The sequence below is a fragment of the SAR324 cluster bacterium genome (assembly GCA_015232315.1).
Classification (GTDB): domain Bacteria; phylum SAR324; class SAR324; order SAR324; family NAC60-12; genus JADFZZ01.
Window position 1 is genome coordinate 1 of the sequence record JADFZZ010000006.1, and the last position, 17,477, is coordinate 17,477.

At 45.6% G+C, this 17,477-nt stretch carries 14 protein-coding genes; 8 read left to right on the forward strand and 6 right to left on the reverse strand.

What is annotated here, in order from left to right; translation table 11 throughout:
• The first annotated feature begins 46 nt into the window (after window positions 1–46).
• Both HQM11_06580 and HQM11_06585 read left to right on the forward strand, forming a co-directional pair.
• Window positions 47–412, forward strand: coding sequence for an AAA family ATPase (locus HQM11_06580; GenBank protein ID MBF0350678.1), 366 nt, complete (start codon window positions 47–49; stop codon window positions 410–412).
• Window positions 413–422: 10 nt separating this feature from the next.
• On the forward strand, window positions 423–740 hold the full coding sequence (locus HQM11_06585; GenBank protein ID MBF0350679.1) for a PD-(D/E)XK nuclease domain-containing protein: 318 nt from the start codon (window positions 423–425) through the stop codon (window positions 738–740).
• Between the two features lie 19 nt (window positions 741–759).
• On the opposite strand, the gene speB is transcribed toward HQM11_06585, so the two are convergent.
• From speB to cobA, 4 genes are all read right to left on the reverse strand, one after another.
• Window positions 760–1,650 carry an agmatinase gene (gene speB, locus HQM11_06590; protein ID MBF0350680.1) on the reverse strand — a complete coding sequence of 297 codons (891 nt, stop codon included), beginning with the start codon at window positions 1,648–1,650 and terminating at the stop codon, window positions 760–762.
• 13 nt (window positions 1,651–1,663) lie between these two features.
• Complete coding sequence (locus HQM11_06595) at window positions 1,664–2,998, reverse strand: hypothetical protein (GenBank protein ID MBF0350681.1); 1,335 nt, start codon at window positions 2,996–2,998, stop codon at window positions 1,664–1,666.
• Between the two features lie 81 nt (window positions 2,999–3,079).
• Window positions 3,080–4,255: a phosphoserine phosphatase SerB gene (gene serB / locus HQM11_06600; protein ID MBF0350682.1), complete on the reverse strand. Its 1,176-nt coding sequence runs from the start codon at window positions 4,253–4,255 to the stop codon at window positions 3,080–3,082.
• Complete coding sequence (gene cobA / locus HQM11_06605; GenBank protein MBF0350683.1) at window positions 4,249–5,811, reverse strand: uroporphyrinogen-III C-methyltransferase; 1,563 nt, start codon at window positions 5,809–5,811, stop codon at window positions 4,249–4,251. Before cobA ends, serB begins: the two co-directional genes overlap by 7 nt.
• A 47-nt stretch (window positions 5,812–5,858) precedes the next feature.
• Here cobA and HQM11_06610 point away from each other — a divergent pair, with 47 nt between their 5' ends.
• From HQM11_06610 to HQM11_06620, 3 genes are read left to right on the forward strand one after another with little or no spacing between them, the layout of a single operon-like run.
• On the forward strand, window positions 5,859–6,026 hold the full coding sequence (locus HQM11_06610; protein MBF0350684.1) for a hypothetical protein: 168 nt from the start codon (window positions 5,859–5,861) through the stop codon (window positions 6,024–6,026).
• Window positions 6,019–6,564: a PilZ domain-containing protein gene (locus tag HQM11_06615; GenBank protein ID MBF0350685.1), complete on the forward strand. Its 546-nt coding sequence runs from the start codon at window positions 6,019–6,021 to the stop codon at window positions 6,562–6,564. The genes HQM11_06610 and HQM11_06615 overlap by 8 nt, the downstream gene beginning before the upstream one ends.
• Window positions 6,565–6,594: 30 nt before the next feature.
• Window positions 6,595–7,284, forward strand: a complete 690-nt coding sequence (locus HQM11_06620; protein ID MBF0350686.1) for an ABC transporter ATP-binding protein — start codon at window positions 6,595–6,597, stop codon at window positions 7,282–7,284.
• On the opposite strand, the gene HQM11_06625 is transcribed toward HQM11_06620, so the two are convergent.
• Window positions 7,279–8,613, reverse strand: coding sequence for a hypothetical protein (locus HQM11_06625; GenBank protein ID MBF0350687.1), 1,335 nt, complete (start codon window positions 8,611–8,613; stop codon window positions 7,279–7,281). The genes HQM11_06620 and HQM11_06625 overlap by 6 nt on opposite strands.
• Window positions 8,614–8,709: 96 nt before the next feature.
• Here HQM11_06625 and HQM11_06630 point away from each other — a divergent pair, with 96 nt between their 5' ends.
• From HQM11_06630 to HQM11_06640, 3 genes are all read left to right on the forward strand, one after another.
• Window positions 8,710–9,615, forward strand: a complete 906-nt coding sequence (locus HQM11_06630) for an LD-carboxypeptidase (protein MBF0350688.1) — start codon at window positions 8,710–8,712, stop codon at window positions 9,613–9,615.
• Window positions 9,616–9,813: 198 nt separating this feature from the next.
• Window positions 9,814–10,269 (forward strand): M67 family metallopeptidase, encoded by a 456-nt coding sequence (locus HQM11_06635; GenBank protein MBF0350689.1) that lies wholly within the window; start codon window positions 9,814–9,816, stop codon window positions 10,267–10,269.
• Between the two features lie 10 nt (window positions 10,270–10,279).
• Window positions 10,280–12,040, forward strand: a complete 1,761-nt coding sequence (locus HQM11_06640) for a PLP-dependent transferase (GenBank protein MBF0350690.1) — start codon at window positions 10,280–10,282, stop codon at window positions 12,038–12,040.
• A gap of 170 nt (window positions 12,041–12,210) precedes the next feature.
• Here HQM11_06640 and HQM11_06645 read toward each other — a convergent pair whose 3' ends face one another.
• Window positions 12,211–17,472, reverse strand: coding sequence for an AAA family ATPase (locus HQM11_06645; protein MBF0350691.1), 5,262 nt, complete (start codon window positions 17,470–17,472; stop codon window positions 12,211–12,213).
• Window positions 17,473–17,477 lie beyond the last annotated feature (5 nt).

Below are 17,477 nucleotides of genomic sequence, written 5' to 3' on the forward strand. Positions count from 1 at the left end.
AAAATGATGAATCATTTTTTTTGGGAGGACTATGGAAAGGTGGAACATGATTTATAAAATAAAAGCGCTTCATGATGATGGAAACGGACTATCGATCCATCAGATCGCGGAGCAGTTGAAACTGTCTGATTATGGCATCAGCCACTTTCCCAAACTGGCAACCGAAAATTATTATTTCATCGACCGCACAGTTTTTCTGGAACAACTGGAAAGTCTGCCGGAATCCTATCTGGTGTTCCTGCGTCCGCGGCGTTTCGGCAAAAGTCTGAGGAGCGTTCTGGCATGGAAACCCGGTTTCTTGCCATCGGGGCCACCATGCGCAAAATGGCCTATGACAACCAGCCCAGTGATTTTTTTGCGCTCATTGAAGCTGAACTTCAGGGACTTTCCAACCGGGATTTATCAAGTTTGACGAGAAATACGTGCAGTTGCTGTTTGTGACCTTTGCCCGTCTGAGCGACCTGTATTTTGTGCTGAGCCAGCGGGAAGTGAGCCAGACCTACCCGGACATCCTGCTGACGCACCGACCACCGTTTTTTCCACCGTCCCAGTTCATGTTCGAGTTCAAGTATCTCAAGCAGGCTGATGAACGTCAACTGGAGGAAAAACGCAGGGAAGCCGTCGAACAATTGAAGCGCTACCGCCAAAACGCAGAACTCCGCAACATCGCCCAACTGAAAAGCTACGCTGTGGTCTTCGTCGGCTCCCGACTCGCTGTGCTGGAGGAAGTGACGGACTGAGAGGAATTTTTCAGCGTTTTCAGGGCAGACAGAGTTTTTGATAAAAAACGTAAGAGAGAACTTTATAGGTGAGTTTGGCCACAGCAAAATCGGCATAAGACAATCCGGGCATCGGCGAAAGTTCCATGATATCAGCGCCCACAACGTTATGTCCCAAACAGATCTCCTTCAGTAACATCATCGTTTCATGCCATAGCAATCCTCCCGGCTCCGGTGTGCCTGTCGCTGGCACCACCGACGGATCCAGACCATCGACATCAATGGTTAGATAAACCGGTTCCTGAATACCACGCAGATGCGTGATCAATTGATCCCACAGACCTGAGGATTTGATGGCCGAAGATTTCCACAATTTGACATCCGGTCCAGTCTTGAGGAAATCATGTTCTTCCTCCGAGCAGTTGCGTATCCCGATTTGTGTGACAGGGATACCCATTTCAACCACTCGCCGCATCACACAGGCATGTGAATATTTACTTTTTTGATAAGTATTTCTCAGATCCGCATGAGCATCAATCTGCACCACTCTTAAATCAGGGTATTTCTCTTTATGAGCCTGAATGACAGGCGCACTGACAGAATGTTCCCCTCCCAGACTCAGTACAAAATCATCCGATTGCAGCAGATTTTTTGCGGTTTCATAGACTTTCTTCATCATGTATTTAGGGCCGCGCGAATCTGTCTCAATGTCTTCTTCAACCCGGAAACGAACATCCTTTGAAACATCCCATTCCAGTTCATCATCAAAAAACTCAAGTTGAGGACTAGCATTAAGAATGGCCGCAGGCGCAAACCGGGCCCCCGGATTATAACTGGTTGTGGAATCATAAGGAATCGGCAAAATTCTGACGGTGCCCCGTGCTTCAGAAAGATTCTGATTGTTGACACCAAAACAACGTAAAGACGACATAACTATAACTCATTTAGATTTTATGAAGAACTTCGTTATGGAACAAATGTTCCGCACGATGCACAATAGAGGATAACCAGGAATTCCCGAAAGCCACACTTTCATGAGATAAATTCTGAATCAACCGCGTGTAGCGATTGCCATGTTCAAGACTTAAATTTTCCAATTCATTGGTCAGTGTGTTGGGTACATTCCAGACGTGATCCTGATAATCCAGCAGTTTATTTTTGAGTTTGGGCCAGTGTTTCATAATATTTTTCTGTTCTTCGATCGAATTTTTAGGAGGTAACACCTGCTGACTCAAAATTTGGACAGAATCTTCCAGTGAATTGACAAAATGCTCAATTTGTTTGATTCGCTCTTCAATATTACGTTGAATCACGGCCTGTCCAGCTTGATAGGAGCCACGTTGTTCCTCGTTATTCCGGGCAATAAACATGCGGATTTTATCATACCAGTGAAACATGGCATCCAGTTGTCCCACATAATTAATCTGGGAATTCATAATGTGTTTGGCTCGGGTAAAAATTTTTGGATTATAATCCATTTTACCGGTGGGCAAGCCCCGTCCGAGATTCAAGCCATTTTCCAGTTTTCCGGCAACTCTGATACCCGCGGCTGTGAAGGCGCCAAAAGGACAGCTCAAGGGCCCAAGCAAGCTGTTATTCCCGCCGATAAAAATGCGTTCTTCTCTTAAAAAAATTCCATTTGGAACATCACCCAGCAAAGACGCTGTGGCCTTGTCGCCTCTCAACGTGAAATTAAAATGAATCGTTCCACTGCCAATTTCGGTAAACTCCCCCAAATTCAATCCTGTTCCACCCGCAACAAGAGCATCACAAAAATTAATATTGCTTCCCATTGTGACCCAGGGAAACAGAATCGTCATTTTTGTATCTGTATGCTGAGCCGAGGAGGCATCTTCTTCATAGAGAGACCCCTTGCGAACCCTGAATCCCATGCCAGTTGTCAAATCACTCAAAAATTCTTCCCTGCCCAAAAAAACGGCATCTTCCGCCACGCCACTCCCAAGAATGGAATTAGGCCCAACCCAGGTATTTTTAAGAGTGACAGGTCCAAGTTCACCAATCACACTATTTGAACCGACCACACTGTTGTTCAATGTCGCAGGACCATTCAATCCGATTCGGGCATTGGGAAATAATCTGGTTTGACTCCCTGAAAGGCGGGTGAATGGATATAAAATCACTCCGGAACTGATGCGTTCCAGTTGAACATCCTGTTGAATCGCAACCTGTTCCGGTACAGGAATCACGACTCCACGCGATTGAAGTTCCTGAATGACTTTCACAGGATAATACCCTGAAGCATTGTTGGATGGTTTCATAAGATCATTGTCCCTGAAAGTTTGAAATAATTTTATGCCGATAATATGAATGGCGTGGTGTTTGGCAAAAACTGAGTGAATTTAGTGGCTGAGAAATTCCAGATCCTGACGGGACATTCCCAGAAAATATAACAATGCGTCAAGGTTTGGCTGAGATAAACTTCCTGTGGCCCGTTCCTGTAAAAAACGTTTTGCGTTAAACGCAATTCCCAAACCAGCGCAAGCCAGCATTTCCAGGTCATTTGCACCATCGCCGACCGCGATAATCTGCTCGGTAGCAATATTCTCCGATTGCGCAATTTCCTTGAGCACAGAGGCTTTCCGGCGGGCATCCACAATGTCATTGTCCAGTTCACCAGTCAACACACCATCCCTGATTTGCAGGGTGTTGGCAAATCCATAATCCAGTTTGAATTTTTGACGGATGTGATCAATGAACAGTGAAAAACCGCCACTGACAATGGCAATTTTATATCCCAGTTTTTTCAGAATCCGCACCAGACGTTCAACACCCGGAGTGTATGGAATGTCTGGAATCAGTTGTTCAATGCGTTCCACCGACAGTCCTTTGAGCATTGCGACACGTTGACGTAGAGACTGCTCAAAATCGAGTTCGCCATTCATGGCTCGATGGGTGATGTCTTCAACCTCCCGAACTTTTCCTACCAACTTGCTGAGTTCATTGATCACCTCGCATTGAATAAAGGTCATGTCCGCGTCAAACACGATCAGACGTTTATTTTTACGAAGCAGGGTATCCGGTTGAATCGCCAGATCCAGGTGATATTGTGTTTTGAAATCCAGAAGTCCACCAATAAAATTTTGACGATCAATCGGTTGATCCGAGGTGATTTTGACATCAAACACATGCAGATTTTGATAATCCAGTGGGCAGATACCCGTAACTTTGAGCCGTTTGTCATTCAGATAATGAAACAATTGCGACAAGGCCTCCGAAGAAAAACTTCGGCTGAGCATGGTGAGAATATAGCGATTGGACGGATCTTCCGCAGTCAACAAGGTGATGTCCCGGTTGAAAAACAGATTGAGTCCAAAGTGATCGGCAATTTTCTGAATTTCAGATTCAAGATGTTCAAACGAGCCGTTGGAACCTTGATCAATCAGAATATGAAGATTCAAACTGTGATAAAGATCCTGATGATACATCTCAAGAATTCGGACAGGAAACCGCGATAACAGTTCTGTCATTGTTTCAAGAATATGTGGGTGGTTTTTCCCCTGAAGAGAAATCAGCATGATTCAATCTCCGGAATCCTTAATGTTTGACTGTGAGTAGCAACATATTCACACATGGCGTTTACCATCCCGTCAAAATCCTGAATTTGGGGTTGAACAGTGACAGGCAGATCAAATTTTTTAACTGCGGTGGCTGTTGTTTCGCCAATACAGGCAATCAATGGCGGATTTTTTTGCATCTGCAACAAAATATCCGGAGGTAACATTCCCATCAAATTTTTTACAGCAGAAGGGCTGGCAAACGACAACCAATCGAACTTTTCATTCTTGAGCCGATCCAACAATGGCGCAAAATCAGTATCGGGCATAAGTGTCTGGTAAACCGTGGTTTCTATCACTGTTGCGCCCCACTGTCGCAATGCTTGTAAAACCAGATCCCGCCCTTCCCTGGCTTTGGGCAACCAGACTTTTTTATGTTGCATGTCATGATCCTTGAGATTTTCAATCAGCCCTTCCCCCTGGTAATGATCAGGAACAACATCGGCTGTCAATCCATAAGGTTGAAGAGCCCTGGCTGTTGCCAAACCCACACACGCGATCTTCATATTGCCAAAAAAACGGGAATCTCTTCCAAGATGCCGCAATCGACCCAGGCAACAATGAACCGCATTGGCGCTCGAAAAAATAACCCAGTCTACCAGCTCACCGGATTCAACCAGCTTATCAAACGCATCCCACGAGTCAGGCTCTTGAATCGCAATCATGGGATAGCATTTTACACTGGCACCCGCCTGTTTCAATTTTTCAGAAAGAGAGTTTTCTCCAGATTCCTGTCGTGTCGTCAGGACACATTGTCCAAACAAAGGTTTATTTTCAAACCAGGCCAAAGATTGTCTCAATTCACAGACTTCGCCAATGATCACCAGAGCGGGCAGGAGTTCAGTGGCACATTGAATCCGGCTGACAATGTTTTCCAGAGTGCCTTCAATGGTTTGTTGAGTCGGCCATGTTCCCTGCTGAATCATCGCCACCGGAGTCGCCTGTGATTTGCCATGATGGAGCAATTCTTTCACAATGGTTTCCAGCATCATGTTTCCCATCATGACCACAATCGTCCCCATCCGACTCACTGCGGCCCAGTCCACTTTATTGAACGTATCCTGATGTTCAACCCCTGTCAGCAATGCTACATTGGATGAATAATGACGGTGAGTCAGAGGAATTCCGGCGTATGCTGGAGCCGCAATAGCCGATGTAATTCCCGGCACCACTTCAAACGAAATTCCCGCCTTTGCGATTTCCTGCAGTTCCTCGCCTCCCCGGCCAAAAACAAAGGGATCTCCGCCTTTGAGGCGCACCACGCATTTTCCTTCCTTTGCCTTGGCAACAAGCAACTGATTCAACTGATCCTGGGGAATGGTATGATTTTTCTGGTGCTTTCCCGCATGAATCATTTCTACATGGGCAGGAATTTTTTCCAGAATGGACTCATGAACCAACGCATCATAAATCACAACATCACATTGCTGAAGAAGATTCTGAGCTTTCAATGTGAGCAATTCAGGATCACCGGGACCCGCACCCACTAAATACACTTTACTTCTCGGTTCAGCCATATTACTAACTGCAGAAGCTCATTCTTTCTTCTAAAGAGAGGGGAATCATGGATCAAAAATTTCGGGGGATCCACCTTGATTTGATGAATGACAAACGGGTCCGCCATCATCATGATATGAGCCTGTATCAAGGCCACCAAGCGATGGCCAACATAAATAAAACAGGAAGAACCACAAGTCTTTTTATGGTTTGCGAAAACGGGCAACATGGGTGAAAAATTTCAACGGGAATTTAAACGGGCGATCGGTGTCGCGCCTATAATTTGTGGTGGTATCAGAGGACGATTGGTAGATATAAGTCGAGGTGGTTTGGCTTTCACAGTTCCGCCGGAATCAAAAGACCATTTTGAGAAAGACGCCATCTATGATTTGATGATCAAAACCCCTCAGACCGAAGCCGTGAACCGAACGGAACTCCATATCAATGCCCAGATCCGTAGTATCAGTTATATTGAAAACCAGAAACGCTGTAACATTGGCGCACAATTTGTGGAAATTTCGGACACACAAAAAGAACAGATCAGCCAGGTCATTCTATTTTTTGCCACCAATTTTGGTGAACTTCAAAACCTGCATCAACTGCTGGATTCTATCGGTGAATCCCGCACACTGAACGTGAAGGAGCTCCAAAAAGTATATCAGGTTTCTCTTGATAATTATGAGAATCTCCCGGTGGAAGTTCAAAAGAAAATACATGAATTTGCCATGTTTCTTATCAACAAGATGCGCATCTCGCTGTCATCCGCTAATTAATCACTCTCTTCAATATTTCAAAACCGGACCATGGAATCAGTTTTAAATGTAAAACAATTGTATAAGGGCTTCAAAAGCCATGATCTACCACGGCTGGATGTGATTAAAGAGCTGAACCTCGAAGTGTTTTCAGGAGATACGATTGCCATTGTCGGTCAATCAGGGAGCGGGAAATCAACGTTGTTGGCACTGCTGGCCGCGCTGGACCAACCGGATTCCGGACAAATCCTGGTCAAAGGGCAGGATATTGCGCAAATGAATGAAGACCAACTGGCACGATTTCGAGCCAGACATATTGGAATTGTTTTTCAGCAATTTCATCTGCTCTCACACCTCTCCGCACTTGAAAATGTGAGTTTACCCATGGAACTGGCCCGACATAAAAACGCGGAAAAAAAGGCAGTTGACGCCTTAGGCAGGGTCGGTCTGATCCACAGAACCAGTCACTTTTCACATCAATTAAGCGGGGGAGAATGTCAGCGAGTTGCTATCGCCAGAGCCATTGTAAGCAACCCGGCCATCCTGCTGGCAGATGAACCCACGGGGAATCTGGATGTCAAAACTGGAGAATATATTTCTGATATGCTGTTTGATCTGGTTCATGACATTGGCATGACCATGATTCTGGTGACTCACAATGAGGCACTGGCCAGCCGTTGTTCCCGACAGTTCTTACTCAACAATGGCAGACTTGAGCAAGTGGCACCCAAGCCCTTATGATTTTTTTTCAGGTGGTTTGGAATCATCTTCTTTTTTCCTGGTTTCATCCCGTTTTTTCCCTTCCATACCTCTAACCTGATTTCTCAATTCAGCGAGTTCCTTGACCATGGCTTCTGTTTTTCTGGGAGCTCCGTGCTCCTTACTGATTTCGATGAAGTATTCCAGCATATTGATTTTCTCATTGCCTTTTTCGATGGCTTTCAGATTTGCCTTGGACAAGGCAACCAGTCCTTCCTGCAAACATTCCATTGCGGGTTTGGCCTTGTCGCCAAGCATGTGATTGCGAGCCTTGCATAAATAAGCTTTGTGACGATGGGGAAACCGCTCGTTGTTGCCAGCCTGGGTATAATAATGATTGGCAATACTCAAAAAACTGGCGATGGTTTTATTCAGTGGCAAAGGCCCCGTGCCGACCAACGGCTGGAGTTGCAAACTCCTGTTATCCAGATTGAACCGAAAAATGAAAGATCGTAATTTGCCCATATCCTTCACTTGCTCTTTTTCTTTCTGTCCCGAGGCAACTTTGGAATAAAAATCTACAATCTGTTGAAAAATAAGTGCCTTTCTGAACTGAATTTCTCCAGCTTTGAGCACATACATCGACCGGCTTTTCAACTGCATGATGCTTTCAAATTCAACCAACTGATAAAAGGCCTCATAATATCGCCGTCCCTGCATGCATAAATTAATCATGCGGTTTCGGGATTCAAGATCGTTCAAATCTTTTTTCTGATTGGTCATCACGGTCATTTCCTTGAGTATCTCTTTCTCAATCATATAACCGGAAGATGTTCCACCTGTAATCTTGAAAACCGCTACAATCAAGGACTGGGCAGAAAGATTCACTCGCTTGGCAGAATGCTGAACCGCCATCGAAAGCGTATCAAGCGTTTGATACAGCAAATAGCGTTGGTAACCCTGATCCGTTTTTTCTTTGGACGCACCCTCCAGTAATTTTCTGGCCAGAACTTCGAGATAATGTTCAGGATCCTTGTCCATACGTTTATAATAGAGCTGACATTCTTTAAGAGGCAGATCCAGTTCCTTCACAGAAGTTTTATTTTCAATCAGGGACGCGATCTGTGAAATGGGCACTTTGGGTTTTTTCCCAAATAATGATTTGAGTTTTTTCTGCTCCAGTTCCAGCATTTGTCCGGTGATCGGTTTTGAATTGGCATCAAACGGAAAATCGACACACTGGGGTCCGCCGCCGCCCTTGGGTTTGAGACCAGGTCCCGGTTTTCCTACAGGAGCTTTGCCCGGTGCAGTAGGAGCTTTGCCCGGTGCAGCAGGAGCTTTGGATGCGGCAGGAGGTGGTTGTGCTGGCATGAGGCATATCCTTCAATTGTGACTGGTGTTGGTTGAAAATGAGCGTTGTTTATCTATACAGAATCTATCCTGTTTTCTCAATAGGTATGGTAATTTATGTGGAATCCCTCTCCCTTGAAACCAGGAGACAAAGTAGGAATCATTGCTCCGTCGAGCCATCAGCCTGCCGGTAAAGACACCTATATTCAACAAGCAGTAACGACATTGCAATCGTGGGGACTTGAAGTTATTACACAAGCATCACAAGCCAGAGATTTTTATCTGGCCGACAAGGATAGCGAGCGAGCACGGCAATTTCAAGAAATCTATACTAATAATGACATTAAGGCCATTTTTACAACACGAGGCGGATATGGTGCGGCTCGTCTGATTCCCTATCTGGAAAAAATGTCTCTGGAACCCCACGCCAGGATACTGGCAGGATGCAGTGACATCACAACCCTGCTTCTTTACCTGCATAAACGTTGTGACATGGTTGTGTTTCACGGTCCATGTGTCGCGACTGATCAGTTTTTAACTGAAAAAAACGCCCCGCTGACAAGGGATTCTCTTTATCAATGGCTGTTTAATCCTGATCACACACCAACGCATCAGGTCCAAACCATTAATCCGGGTCAAGCTTCAGGAAAGTTGACTGGAGGTTGTTTGTCCATTGTAGTCACATCGCTTGGAACACCCTATGAAATTCAAACAGACAACAAGATTCTGTTTCTCGAAGATGTGAACGAACCTGCTTATCGGATTGACCGCATGCTGACACATTTGAAAAACGCTGGAAAATTTGATAAGGTTTCCGGCCTGGTTTTTGGAGTCATGGATCAATGTGGTCCTGACAAAGATATTTTACGGGAAATACTGCTCAATCTGTTCCGTGATGGGCCATTTCCAGTGGCCTTCGGCTTGCCTTCAGGACATGGCCCCTTTGGAGTCACTTTGCCCCTGGGACACCCTGTTGAACTCAACACCCACAGTGGGTACCTGCGCTTCCTGAGAGCCTTATGATCGACAACTTGTCTCAATGGTTATTACAGCATCCACGCGAAGGTGTGGTTTTATTATTATGCCTGATTTTACTATTGAGTGTATTGACATTGAGGCAATTGTGGCTGATTTTTTCATATCGTAGCAGCCAGAAGAAAGTTCGTAAAAAAATTACCGAACATCTTTCAAAACCCCAATAATACAAACAGGAGTGATTTGATGCATGTGAGCGAACATATTCTCGAACAATGTCTGGCACACGGGATGGAATCCTATCCTGAAGAAGCCTGCGGTTTCATCAGCGGACCACGGGAACAGGATGGACTGACAGACGTTCACCGAATGGCAAACCTCATGAATGAATATCACGCTCGTGATCCGCAGATGTTTACCAGAACCAACCGTAATGCCTATATGATTGATCCGCTGGCACAAACCAGACTTGAACGACATTTGAAAAAACAAGGACAACAGATCAAAGTCATTTACCACACACATCCAGATGTCGGTGCGTATTTTTCTGAAAAAGACCAGGCCGATGCCCTTTGGAACGGTGAGCCCCGATATCCCGGAGTTTATTACCTGGTTTGTGGAATCACACAGGGAAAACCCGATGGAGTGATTCTCGCATGGTTCAATACAGACACCCGTTCTTTTGATATCATCACACTTTGAACATACCACTATGAAACTGGCTGAACTTTTATCTCAACTTGATGCACAACAGGATTCTTCATTTTTTCGGCAAGTTGATCCTGTTGGTGGAAAATATACTGTGACTGCCGTTCTACCAACGGTTGAAGATATTCTGGACTGGCAGGAAGGGCGGTGCAGTTTTAATTATGGATATTACCGGTTTATTGACCATCCACTGATCCATACATTGCAAGAAGAGCTTGCACGCTATTATCACATAAAAAACTGTATGGCTTACACCACCCATCAATGCGCATTGATGGAACTGCTGGATTATTTGTTGCTGGCAAAACCGCGAATGACAATCAAAGTGATTCATGAACAGGCCAATGATCCTTTGCTGAACAGACTTGAACAACTCCAGACCAACATCGTCCAGGTGCTTCCTGCGGATATCAATAAACTACAGCCCTTATCTGCCGGAAAAGATGAAATTATACTGTTGGCCGTGCCTTCCCCTGATTCATTGATTGAGCAGGAATCATCATTTTTTGAGTTGGTCAGACAACAACGAATTCCTGTGATTGTCTCCACTTCTGAATTGCCGGAAACCACATGGGATACCGCCACAATCACCTATCGGGTGTGTGAACTGGATTCTGAAAAAAGAATCCAGGGTGGAGTGATTTTAAGCAATGCAGACCGTCCGCTGGCGGCTTTGAGAGAATTACGAAAGCAAAAAGGACCCGTTCTCTCCAGCAGAAATCTGGATGCTCTAAAACAGAATATATCCACACCGCCATCCAGAGAATCACAAATTCTGGGTCGGCTATGCGACATGGAACATGCCCGCTATGGATTTCTGTTTCCATCGGGAATGAATGCCATTGCCACGCTCTTCTCAATATTACGCACCGAAACAAAAAATCAGATGGTATGCATCGGTCATCTTTATACCGATACCTATTCTCTGCTGACATATGGGAAATTAAGGTCTGGAAGGCCCGACAATATTTTTCTCAACACTCACGAGTTGGATCAACTGCCCGGTATTTTGCATGAAAATACTGCGGCCATCATCACTGAAACCATTACCAATCCGCTGAATGATGTACCGGACCTGAGAAAAATTTCAGAAATCGCACGGCAACACAATATTCCTGTTCTGGTGGATAATACCTTTGCTACTCCGTTCAATTGCAATCCATTGGATTTTGGAGTCACCGCGGTGATTCACAGCACCACTAAATATCTGAGTGGCGCCAATGATCATGCCGGAGGTGCCGTCCTGGTCAATGATGAAACGCTCGCCCGCAAAATTGAAACCTTTCAGCAGGCATGGGTCAATCGAATGTCAGAATTTGAAACTTCTGTCCTGTGGGACCATATGCAGGATTTTGAACAAAGAATGGTGCGGTTCAACCACAATGCACTGCAGGTAGCCCAATTTCTGGAACAACATCCTGCGGTTCAACAGGTTTTTTATAATCAAAACCCATCCCATGATGATTACGCTGTTGCCAAATCCCTGTTGAGGGGCGGAGGAGCGGTGGTGAGTTTTACGCTGAAAAATGATTCGCTTCAGGGACTGACACAATTTTACAATGCGTCTCTTCAACCAATTATCAAGGCACCCAGTCTGGGATCAAACACCACACTGGTTTGCCCCTACACCCTACTGGCTCATTATCATGAATCTGATGACACATTGACAGAACTTGGATTATCCCGTTATCTGATCCGGATTGCAGTGGGATGTGAGGATGATCTTTCCAAAATCATAGATGCTTTGAATCAGGCACTGTCATAAACAATAGTTATATCAGTTTTTAAAAAGTTAAAAAAAGATGGCAAAATAATATTACTATTGTTTTCATTTCAGCACTTTAACAACATGACTGAGTTTCTTCCCCGCCGCACAGAGTATCATGTCGGGGCCGAAACCCAAACCTACCAATTATTGGTTCTGGCTAAGCCGGGTTAGGTTTGGTTAAAACGAAACACAATCACCGAAACATCATCATCTGACGGATTCCCCTCTGCAAACTGTTCCACCGTCTGAAGCAGTTTATCCAGGAGCAACTCCAATTCCAGAGTCTGATTCTCTTTCATAAACTGAAGCAGACGCGCCTCTCCAAATAATTCAGACCCATTGTTCCGTTCAGTGATTCCATCCGTATAAAGGATTCCCACGTCCCCTGAATGAAGGGTATATGTGGATTCATGACAATTGAAAAAAGGAGTTGGAAATGGCCCCAGCATCAGACTTCTGGAGGATATAAGGACAGGTTCCTCTCCGTTGGCAGGCAGGATCATCACGGAAGGATGTCCGGCATTGACAATGGTCAGCAAACCATCATTCTGGAGGTTCAGCAAAACGGCAGACATAAAGCGATCCTCCGGCAAATGGGCGTGGAGTTGGTCATTGACAAAGGTCATGACTTCCTGGGGAGAAGCATCGGCTTTTTGCCCAATCAGAATATCTGCCATGATGGTGGTCAGCGCAGCCGCCACCCCATGTCCGGTACTGTCGCCAAGAAAAAGGTTGAACCCCCCGGAAGAGTCTGCATACAGTTTGTAAATATCTCCTGAAACATGGGAATGTGGAAGATACCGCACTGCCACATTCAGAAATCCAGGAAGTTTATATCCTGTGAATAACTGGGACTGCACCACGGCCGCAGTCTTTAAATCCTGGGTCATCTCGGTATTTATCTGTGCCAGTTCCTGATTGGCTTGAGTGAGCGTCTCCGTTTTTTCCTGTAATTGTTGGGTACGATCCTGAACTTTCTCTTCCAGATTGGCATACAGTTGAGCATTTTCGATAGAGATGGAAGCTTGGGTCGCCAACATGTTCAGAACTTCCAGACGCTCAGAAGTAAAGGCACCCGTCAGCAAATTATTTTCCATGTACACCACGCCGGTGAGTTGTCCATGCTGGAGAATGAGTTCACAGAGAACGGATTTCAGGGAATGCTGTTTCACATAAGAATCTTGGGAAAACCTTGATTCCGCAAGAGCATGGTCTAACAGAACGGTTTGAGAGTTTCTCAGAGCGTGACGGATGATCGAACAGGGAATCAGGGAAGTTGCCTGTTCAGAGTCCAGAGGAATATCCTGAAACACCTGAACCTGCTTTCCTGTGTTGTCTGCCATCGCCTGGATGGCCCACTGTTTTCCTTTCAGGAGCAGAACTCCTTTTTGAGCGCCGGCATTTTCCATCATCAGCCAAACCAGTTTTCCCAATAGATTTTCCAGATGGATTTCTCCTGAAATGGCCTGAGCTGATTTCATCAGACTTCCAAAATCCAGATCGGTCGGAATGGTGTTTATGGACGTGGAATGGATTGTAAGATGTCCTGGATAGCTCCGGGTTGTGCTTGAACTACGGTTCAGGACTGAGAGTTCTTCATAGTTTTCTTCCAACTGATGGACTTTGGCATTCGCTTCCAGGATTTGATACAAATGATGAGCCTGTTTTAAATACGTAGTGGCGATCAGGAATTTGCCCCGTTTTTTGAAATATTTGCCTGCATATTCGTAGGCTATGGCTTCATCGAGGGGAAATTCATGGGTTTGCGCTCCCTGGATGGCTTTTTCGTAAAAAAGTTCTGCATCCTCAAAATGACTTGCCAGACGGCAACGTTCGGCTTCGATCAGATCCCATTTATGCTGATAGGTCATGGGATTATGTTTTGCCCATAGTTTGATCATTTTTTGTCGTTGGACTGCCTGTTTTTTCAGACGGGCCGCCGCCTGTGGTTTCAATTCCGAAAGCTGCAGGGAATTCATGGCATCCAGAAAAGATAACATCCCAAAGTAAGCCAGCCCCTTCATGGCATCCTTATTGGGGATTTGCTGCACGCATTCCCAACCCTGTTCATACTCCTCAAACAGGAACGCCAGGTGCAGTTTGGTGGTTAACACGTATGTGACTCCATTATGATCATTCGCTGCACGCAGTTCTTCCAGGAGTTCCTGTTCCTGATCCAGTAGCAGGGGGGATTTTCGAATTTCATACAGATTTTTCAGTGTTGCCTGACTGATGAGTGCATACAGATAGGAGGTACGATGATTGAGAACTCGGGTTTGTTCTACCAGGATTCTGGTTTCCTCCTGAGCCTGACGGATATTTTTTCCATGGAGTATAAAATATTGGGCTACAACGCAGTTACAATAGGCGGCATATTCGACATCACCCGATTCCAATCCTGCCTTGTATCCCATCAGGAGGGGTTCCCTGGAATCCCAGAGATTGTGAAACCAAGGGGACACAAAATGAGTATTCAAAAATAGCGCTTTGCTTTGCATTTGACGCAAATTGTATTTCTGGAGGAGTCCCATAGCCAGCCGAGAAACGGATTGCCCTGTTTTCATATCCAGAAGCACTCCGCAATGAACAATGCTATAGGTTAACAGGCAGATGATCGACTCTGGGGCAATGCCATAACGCAGGGTCAGTTGAATCCCTATCAGTGAAAGATTCAGAAAAAGATTCTGTTCACTCATATAGGCAACCCCGGTCAGCGCTGACAGTATTTTCATTGCACCCAACATTTGGGTATCACTCATGAGAGGCGCTTCTTTTAAAGACTCCATTGTGTGCCAACGCATCAGAAATTTTGTTTTAAGCAGAGAGATTACAATATCGATGGAGGTTGGATGAGGAGAAAGCGGAATACCCACCAGTTTTAAGGCTTCACAACCCGTTACTAACGCCTGCTCATTGTCTTGACGTGCGGTGAGTACTCCAATTTTGATTTCATAAAATTCCAGTTTTCTGGTCAGTTGAATCCGATGTTGAAACACAGCCTCTATCAAGGAATCCACCAAAGAATACTTTCCTCCCAAATAAGCCGCACTGACCGCCGCCTGATACAAATCTACGGTCAGCTCATGAAACCGTTCCCATGAATCGGCAGGCAACAGGGTGATGGCACGTTGAACATAATTCAAGGAGGGTTCAAAGGCTGAATTCTGAAGAGCTTTCTGTCCAGCCTTCAGATTGAGATGGATGAGTTCCAGATAATCCTCTTTGCTTTTCAGAAGGGTTTGTCCCTGATTCAGGTGATAAACGCATTCAAACAAGGATTCGTCCTGATGCGGAAGGGAGTCCTGCTGGATCAAACGGCCTGCTTTCAGATGCAAGGCCGGAAGTTCCCCCGAATCGAGGAGAGAAAACGCGGCCTGTTGGAGTCGGTCATGGGCAAACCGATAGCCAACCCGGCTATGGTCTGTTTCTTCTCCAATCTGCAGATATTCTGAATTGACCGGCAGGAGAATCCGAATTTTCAGGAGTTCCAGAAGGCTTTTACTCAATTCTAACGGATTGAGTCCACAGAGTCCTGCCAGTCGTTTGAGGGAAAACCGGGTTCCCAACAAGGCGGCGAGCGCCAGAATTTTCTGTTCCTCTGGACTCCGCTTTTTCAATTGGGTGAGGATCAGTTCCACGACATTTCCAGACATCTGCTGCTGGATCACCGCGTTCATGTTCCATTGCCAGATTCCTGTGCCGGCTTTCTGATGAAGGATTTTTTCCTGATGCAGAAATTCCAGAAAGCGAATCAGGAAGAAGGGATTTCCGTCTGTTCGTTTCAGACACTCTTCAGCAAGGGCTGTGACCTCCACCTGGGAAACATGGAGGGTGTCACACAACAGGTTTGCGACATCCTGACGCCCCAGGTGGCCCACGGAAATCAGGCAAGCGTCGAAAGGGTGGGCGTCTAGCTTGGCAAACCATTCGGTGAGGGGATGAGCCGCATCCACCTCATTATCCCGATACGAAATCAGGAGCAATAATCCCTGAATTCGCTCATTGAACAATAGTATTTTTAGAAGCTCCAGGGAAGACAGATCGACCCATTGCAAGTCATCCAGAAACAACACCAGGGGATGCTCTGGTGTTGCCAGAACCTGGACAAAATTCTGAAATACCAGGGAAAACCGATTTTGTTGTTCCAGGAGTCCCAGTTCAGGGAGTGGAGGTTGTTTCCCAATGATCTTTTCCAGTTCAGGAAAAACATCGACCATCACCTGTCCATTGGGTGACAAGGCTTCCTGAAACCGTTTTTTCCAAACAGCAGTGGTTTGTGAACCTTCATCCAGAATGCCCTGCAGAAATTTCTGGAACGCCTGGATCAATCCGGAATAAGGCACATTGCGCTGGTACTGATCAAATTTGCCTTCCAGAAAAAAACCTCGCCGTTCCAATACCGGTTTATGGATTTCATGAACCAGAGAGGTTTTTCCAATTCCAGAATATCCAGCAATCCGTACCAACCTCCGGGAAGTGACCGACTCTCCAAACTGTTGCAGCAGGGTCTGGATTTCAGCTTCCCGTCCATAGAGTTTTTCAGGAATCATAAACTGTCTGGAAAAATCTTGTTCTCCCAAGGGAAAGGGCTCGATCCTTCCCTGCTGGCGAAGCAGATCCTGACACCGTCTCAAATCAGCCTCCAACCCCTGGGCAGACTGATAACGATCTTCTGCCATCTTGGACAGCAATTTCAGAATAAGGTGAGACAGAGTCAGATCGATTCCTTCCACTCGTTCATGAGGAGAAACCGGGGCTTTGGCAATGTGGGCATGAACCAGTTCAAGAGGATCCTCACTGACAAAGGGTAAATCTCCGGTAAGCATTTCATACAGTAGGACTCCCAGCGAGTACAAATCCGTTCGGTAGTCCAGACTCCGGTTCATCCGTCCCGTTTGTTCAGGAGACAGATACGATAAGGTTCCCTCCAAAATATTGAATTGGGTGAGAGTCACCGTCTCCTGAGACAGTTCTGTGGAAATTCCGAAATCAATCAGTTTGAGCACCCCTGTTTGAGGATTCCAGACAAAGTTGGAAGGGTTGATATCCTTGTGGATGATTTTTCGCTGATGAATCACACCCAGGATCTGAGCCATCTGAATTCCCAGTTCCAGGCATTGCATCAGATCCAGTTTTTTCTGTTTCATCCAGTATTGCAGGGATTCTCCGCCAAAGTCTTCCAGAATCAGGAACCATGTGTTGTGGAATCCTTCAAATCCGTAAACCTGGATAATAGAGGCATCCTGAATGGAATGGGTGATGTGATACTCTCTCTGAAATTGTGCTGCCTTCTGGGGTGAAGGATAATCTTCATGAAGGAGTTTCAGAATGACCTGTTGACGCGTTTTGGAATGAACGCCCCGATAAATCAGTGAGTTGGTGCTTTCGTATATTTTTTCTGAAATTTCATAGTTTAACAAGGTTTGCATAAGAG

Bases quoted from the DNA above. Each gene is read 5' to 3' on its own strand.
- HQM11_06580 (MBF0350678.1), top strand. From the start codon at position 47: ATGATTTATAAAATAAAAGCGCTTCATGATGATGGAAACGGACTATCG.
- speB (MBF0350680.1), bottom strand. From the start codon at position 1,650: ATGTCGTCTTTACGTTGTTTTGGTGTCAACAATCAGAATCTTTCTGAA.
- HQM11_06595 (MBF0350681.1), bottom strand. From the start codon at position 2,998: ATGAAACCATCCAACAATGCTTCAGGGTATTATCCTGTGAAAGTCATT.
- serB (MBF0350682.1), bottom strand. From the start codon at position 4,255: ATGCTGATTTCTCTTCAGGGGAAAAACCACCCACATATTCTTGAAACA.
- cobA (MBF0350683.1), bottom strand. From the start codon at position 5,811: ATGGCTGAACCGAGAAGTAAAGTGTATTTAGTGGGTGCGGGTCCCGGT.
- HQM11_06610 (MBF0350684.1), top strand. From the start codon at position 5,859: ATGGATCAAAAATTTCGGGGGATCCACCTTGATTTGATGAATGACAAA.
- HQM11_06615 (MBF0350685.1), top strand. From the start codon at position 6,019: ATGGGTGAAAAATTTCAACGGGAATTTAAACGGGCGATCGGTGTCGCG.
- HQM11_06620 (MBF0350686.1), top strand. From the start codon at position 6,595: ATGGAATCAGTTTTAAATGTAAAACAATTGTATAAGGGCTTCAAAAGC.
- HQM11_06625 (MBF0350687.1), bottom strand. From the start codon at position 8,613: ATGCCAGCACAACCACCTCCTGCCGCATCCAAAGCTCCTGCTGCACCG.
- HQM11_06630 (MBF0350688.1), top strand. From the start codon at position 8,710: ATGTGGAATCCCTCTCCCTTGAAACCAGGAGACAAAGTAGGAATCATT.
- HQM11_06635 (MBF0350689.1), top strand. From the start codon at position 9,814: ATGCATGTGAGCGAACATATTCTCGAACAATGTCTGGCACACGGGATG.
- HQM11_06640 (MBF0350690.1), top strand. From the start codon at position 10,280: ATGAAACTGGCTGAACTTTTATCTCAACTTGATGCACAACAGGATTCT.
- HQM11_06645 (MBF0350691.1), bottom strand. From the start codon at position 17,472: ATGCAAACCTTGTTAAACTATGAAATTTCAGAAAAAATATACGAAAGC.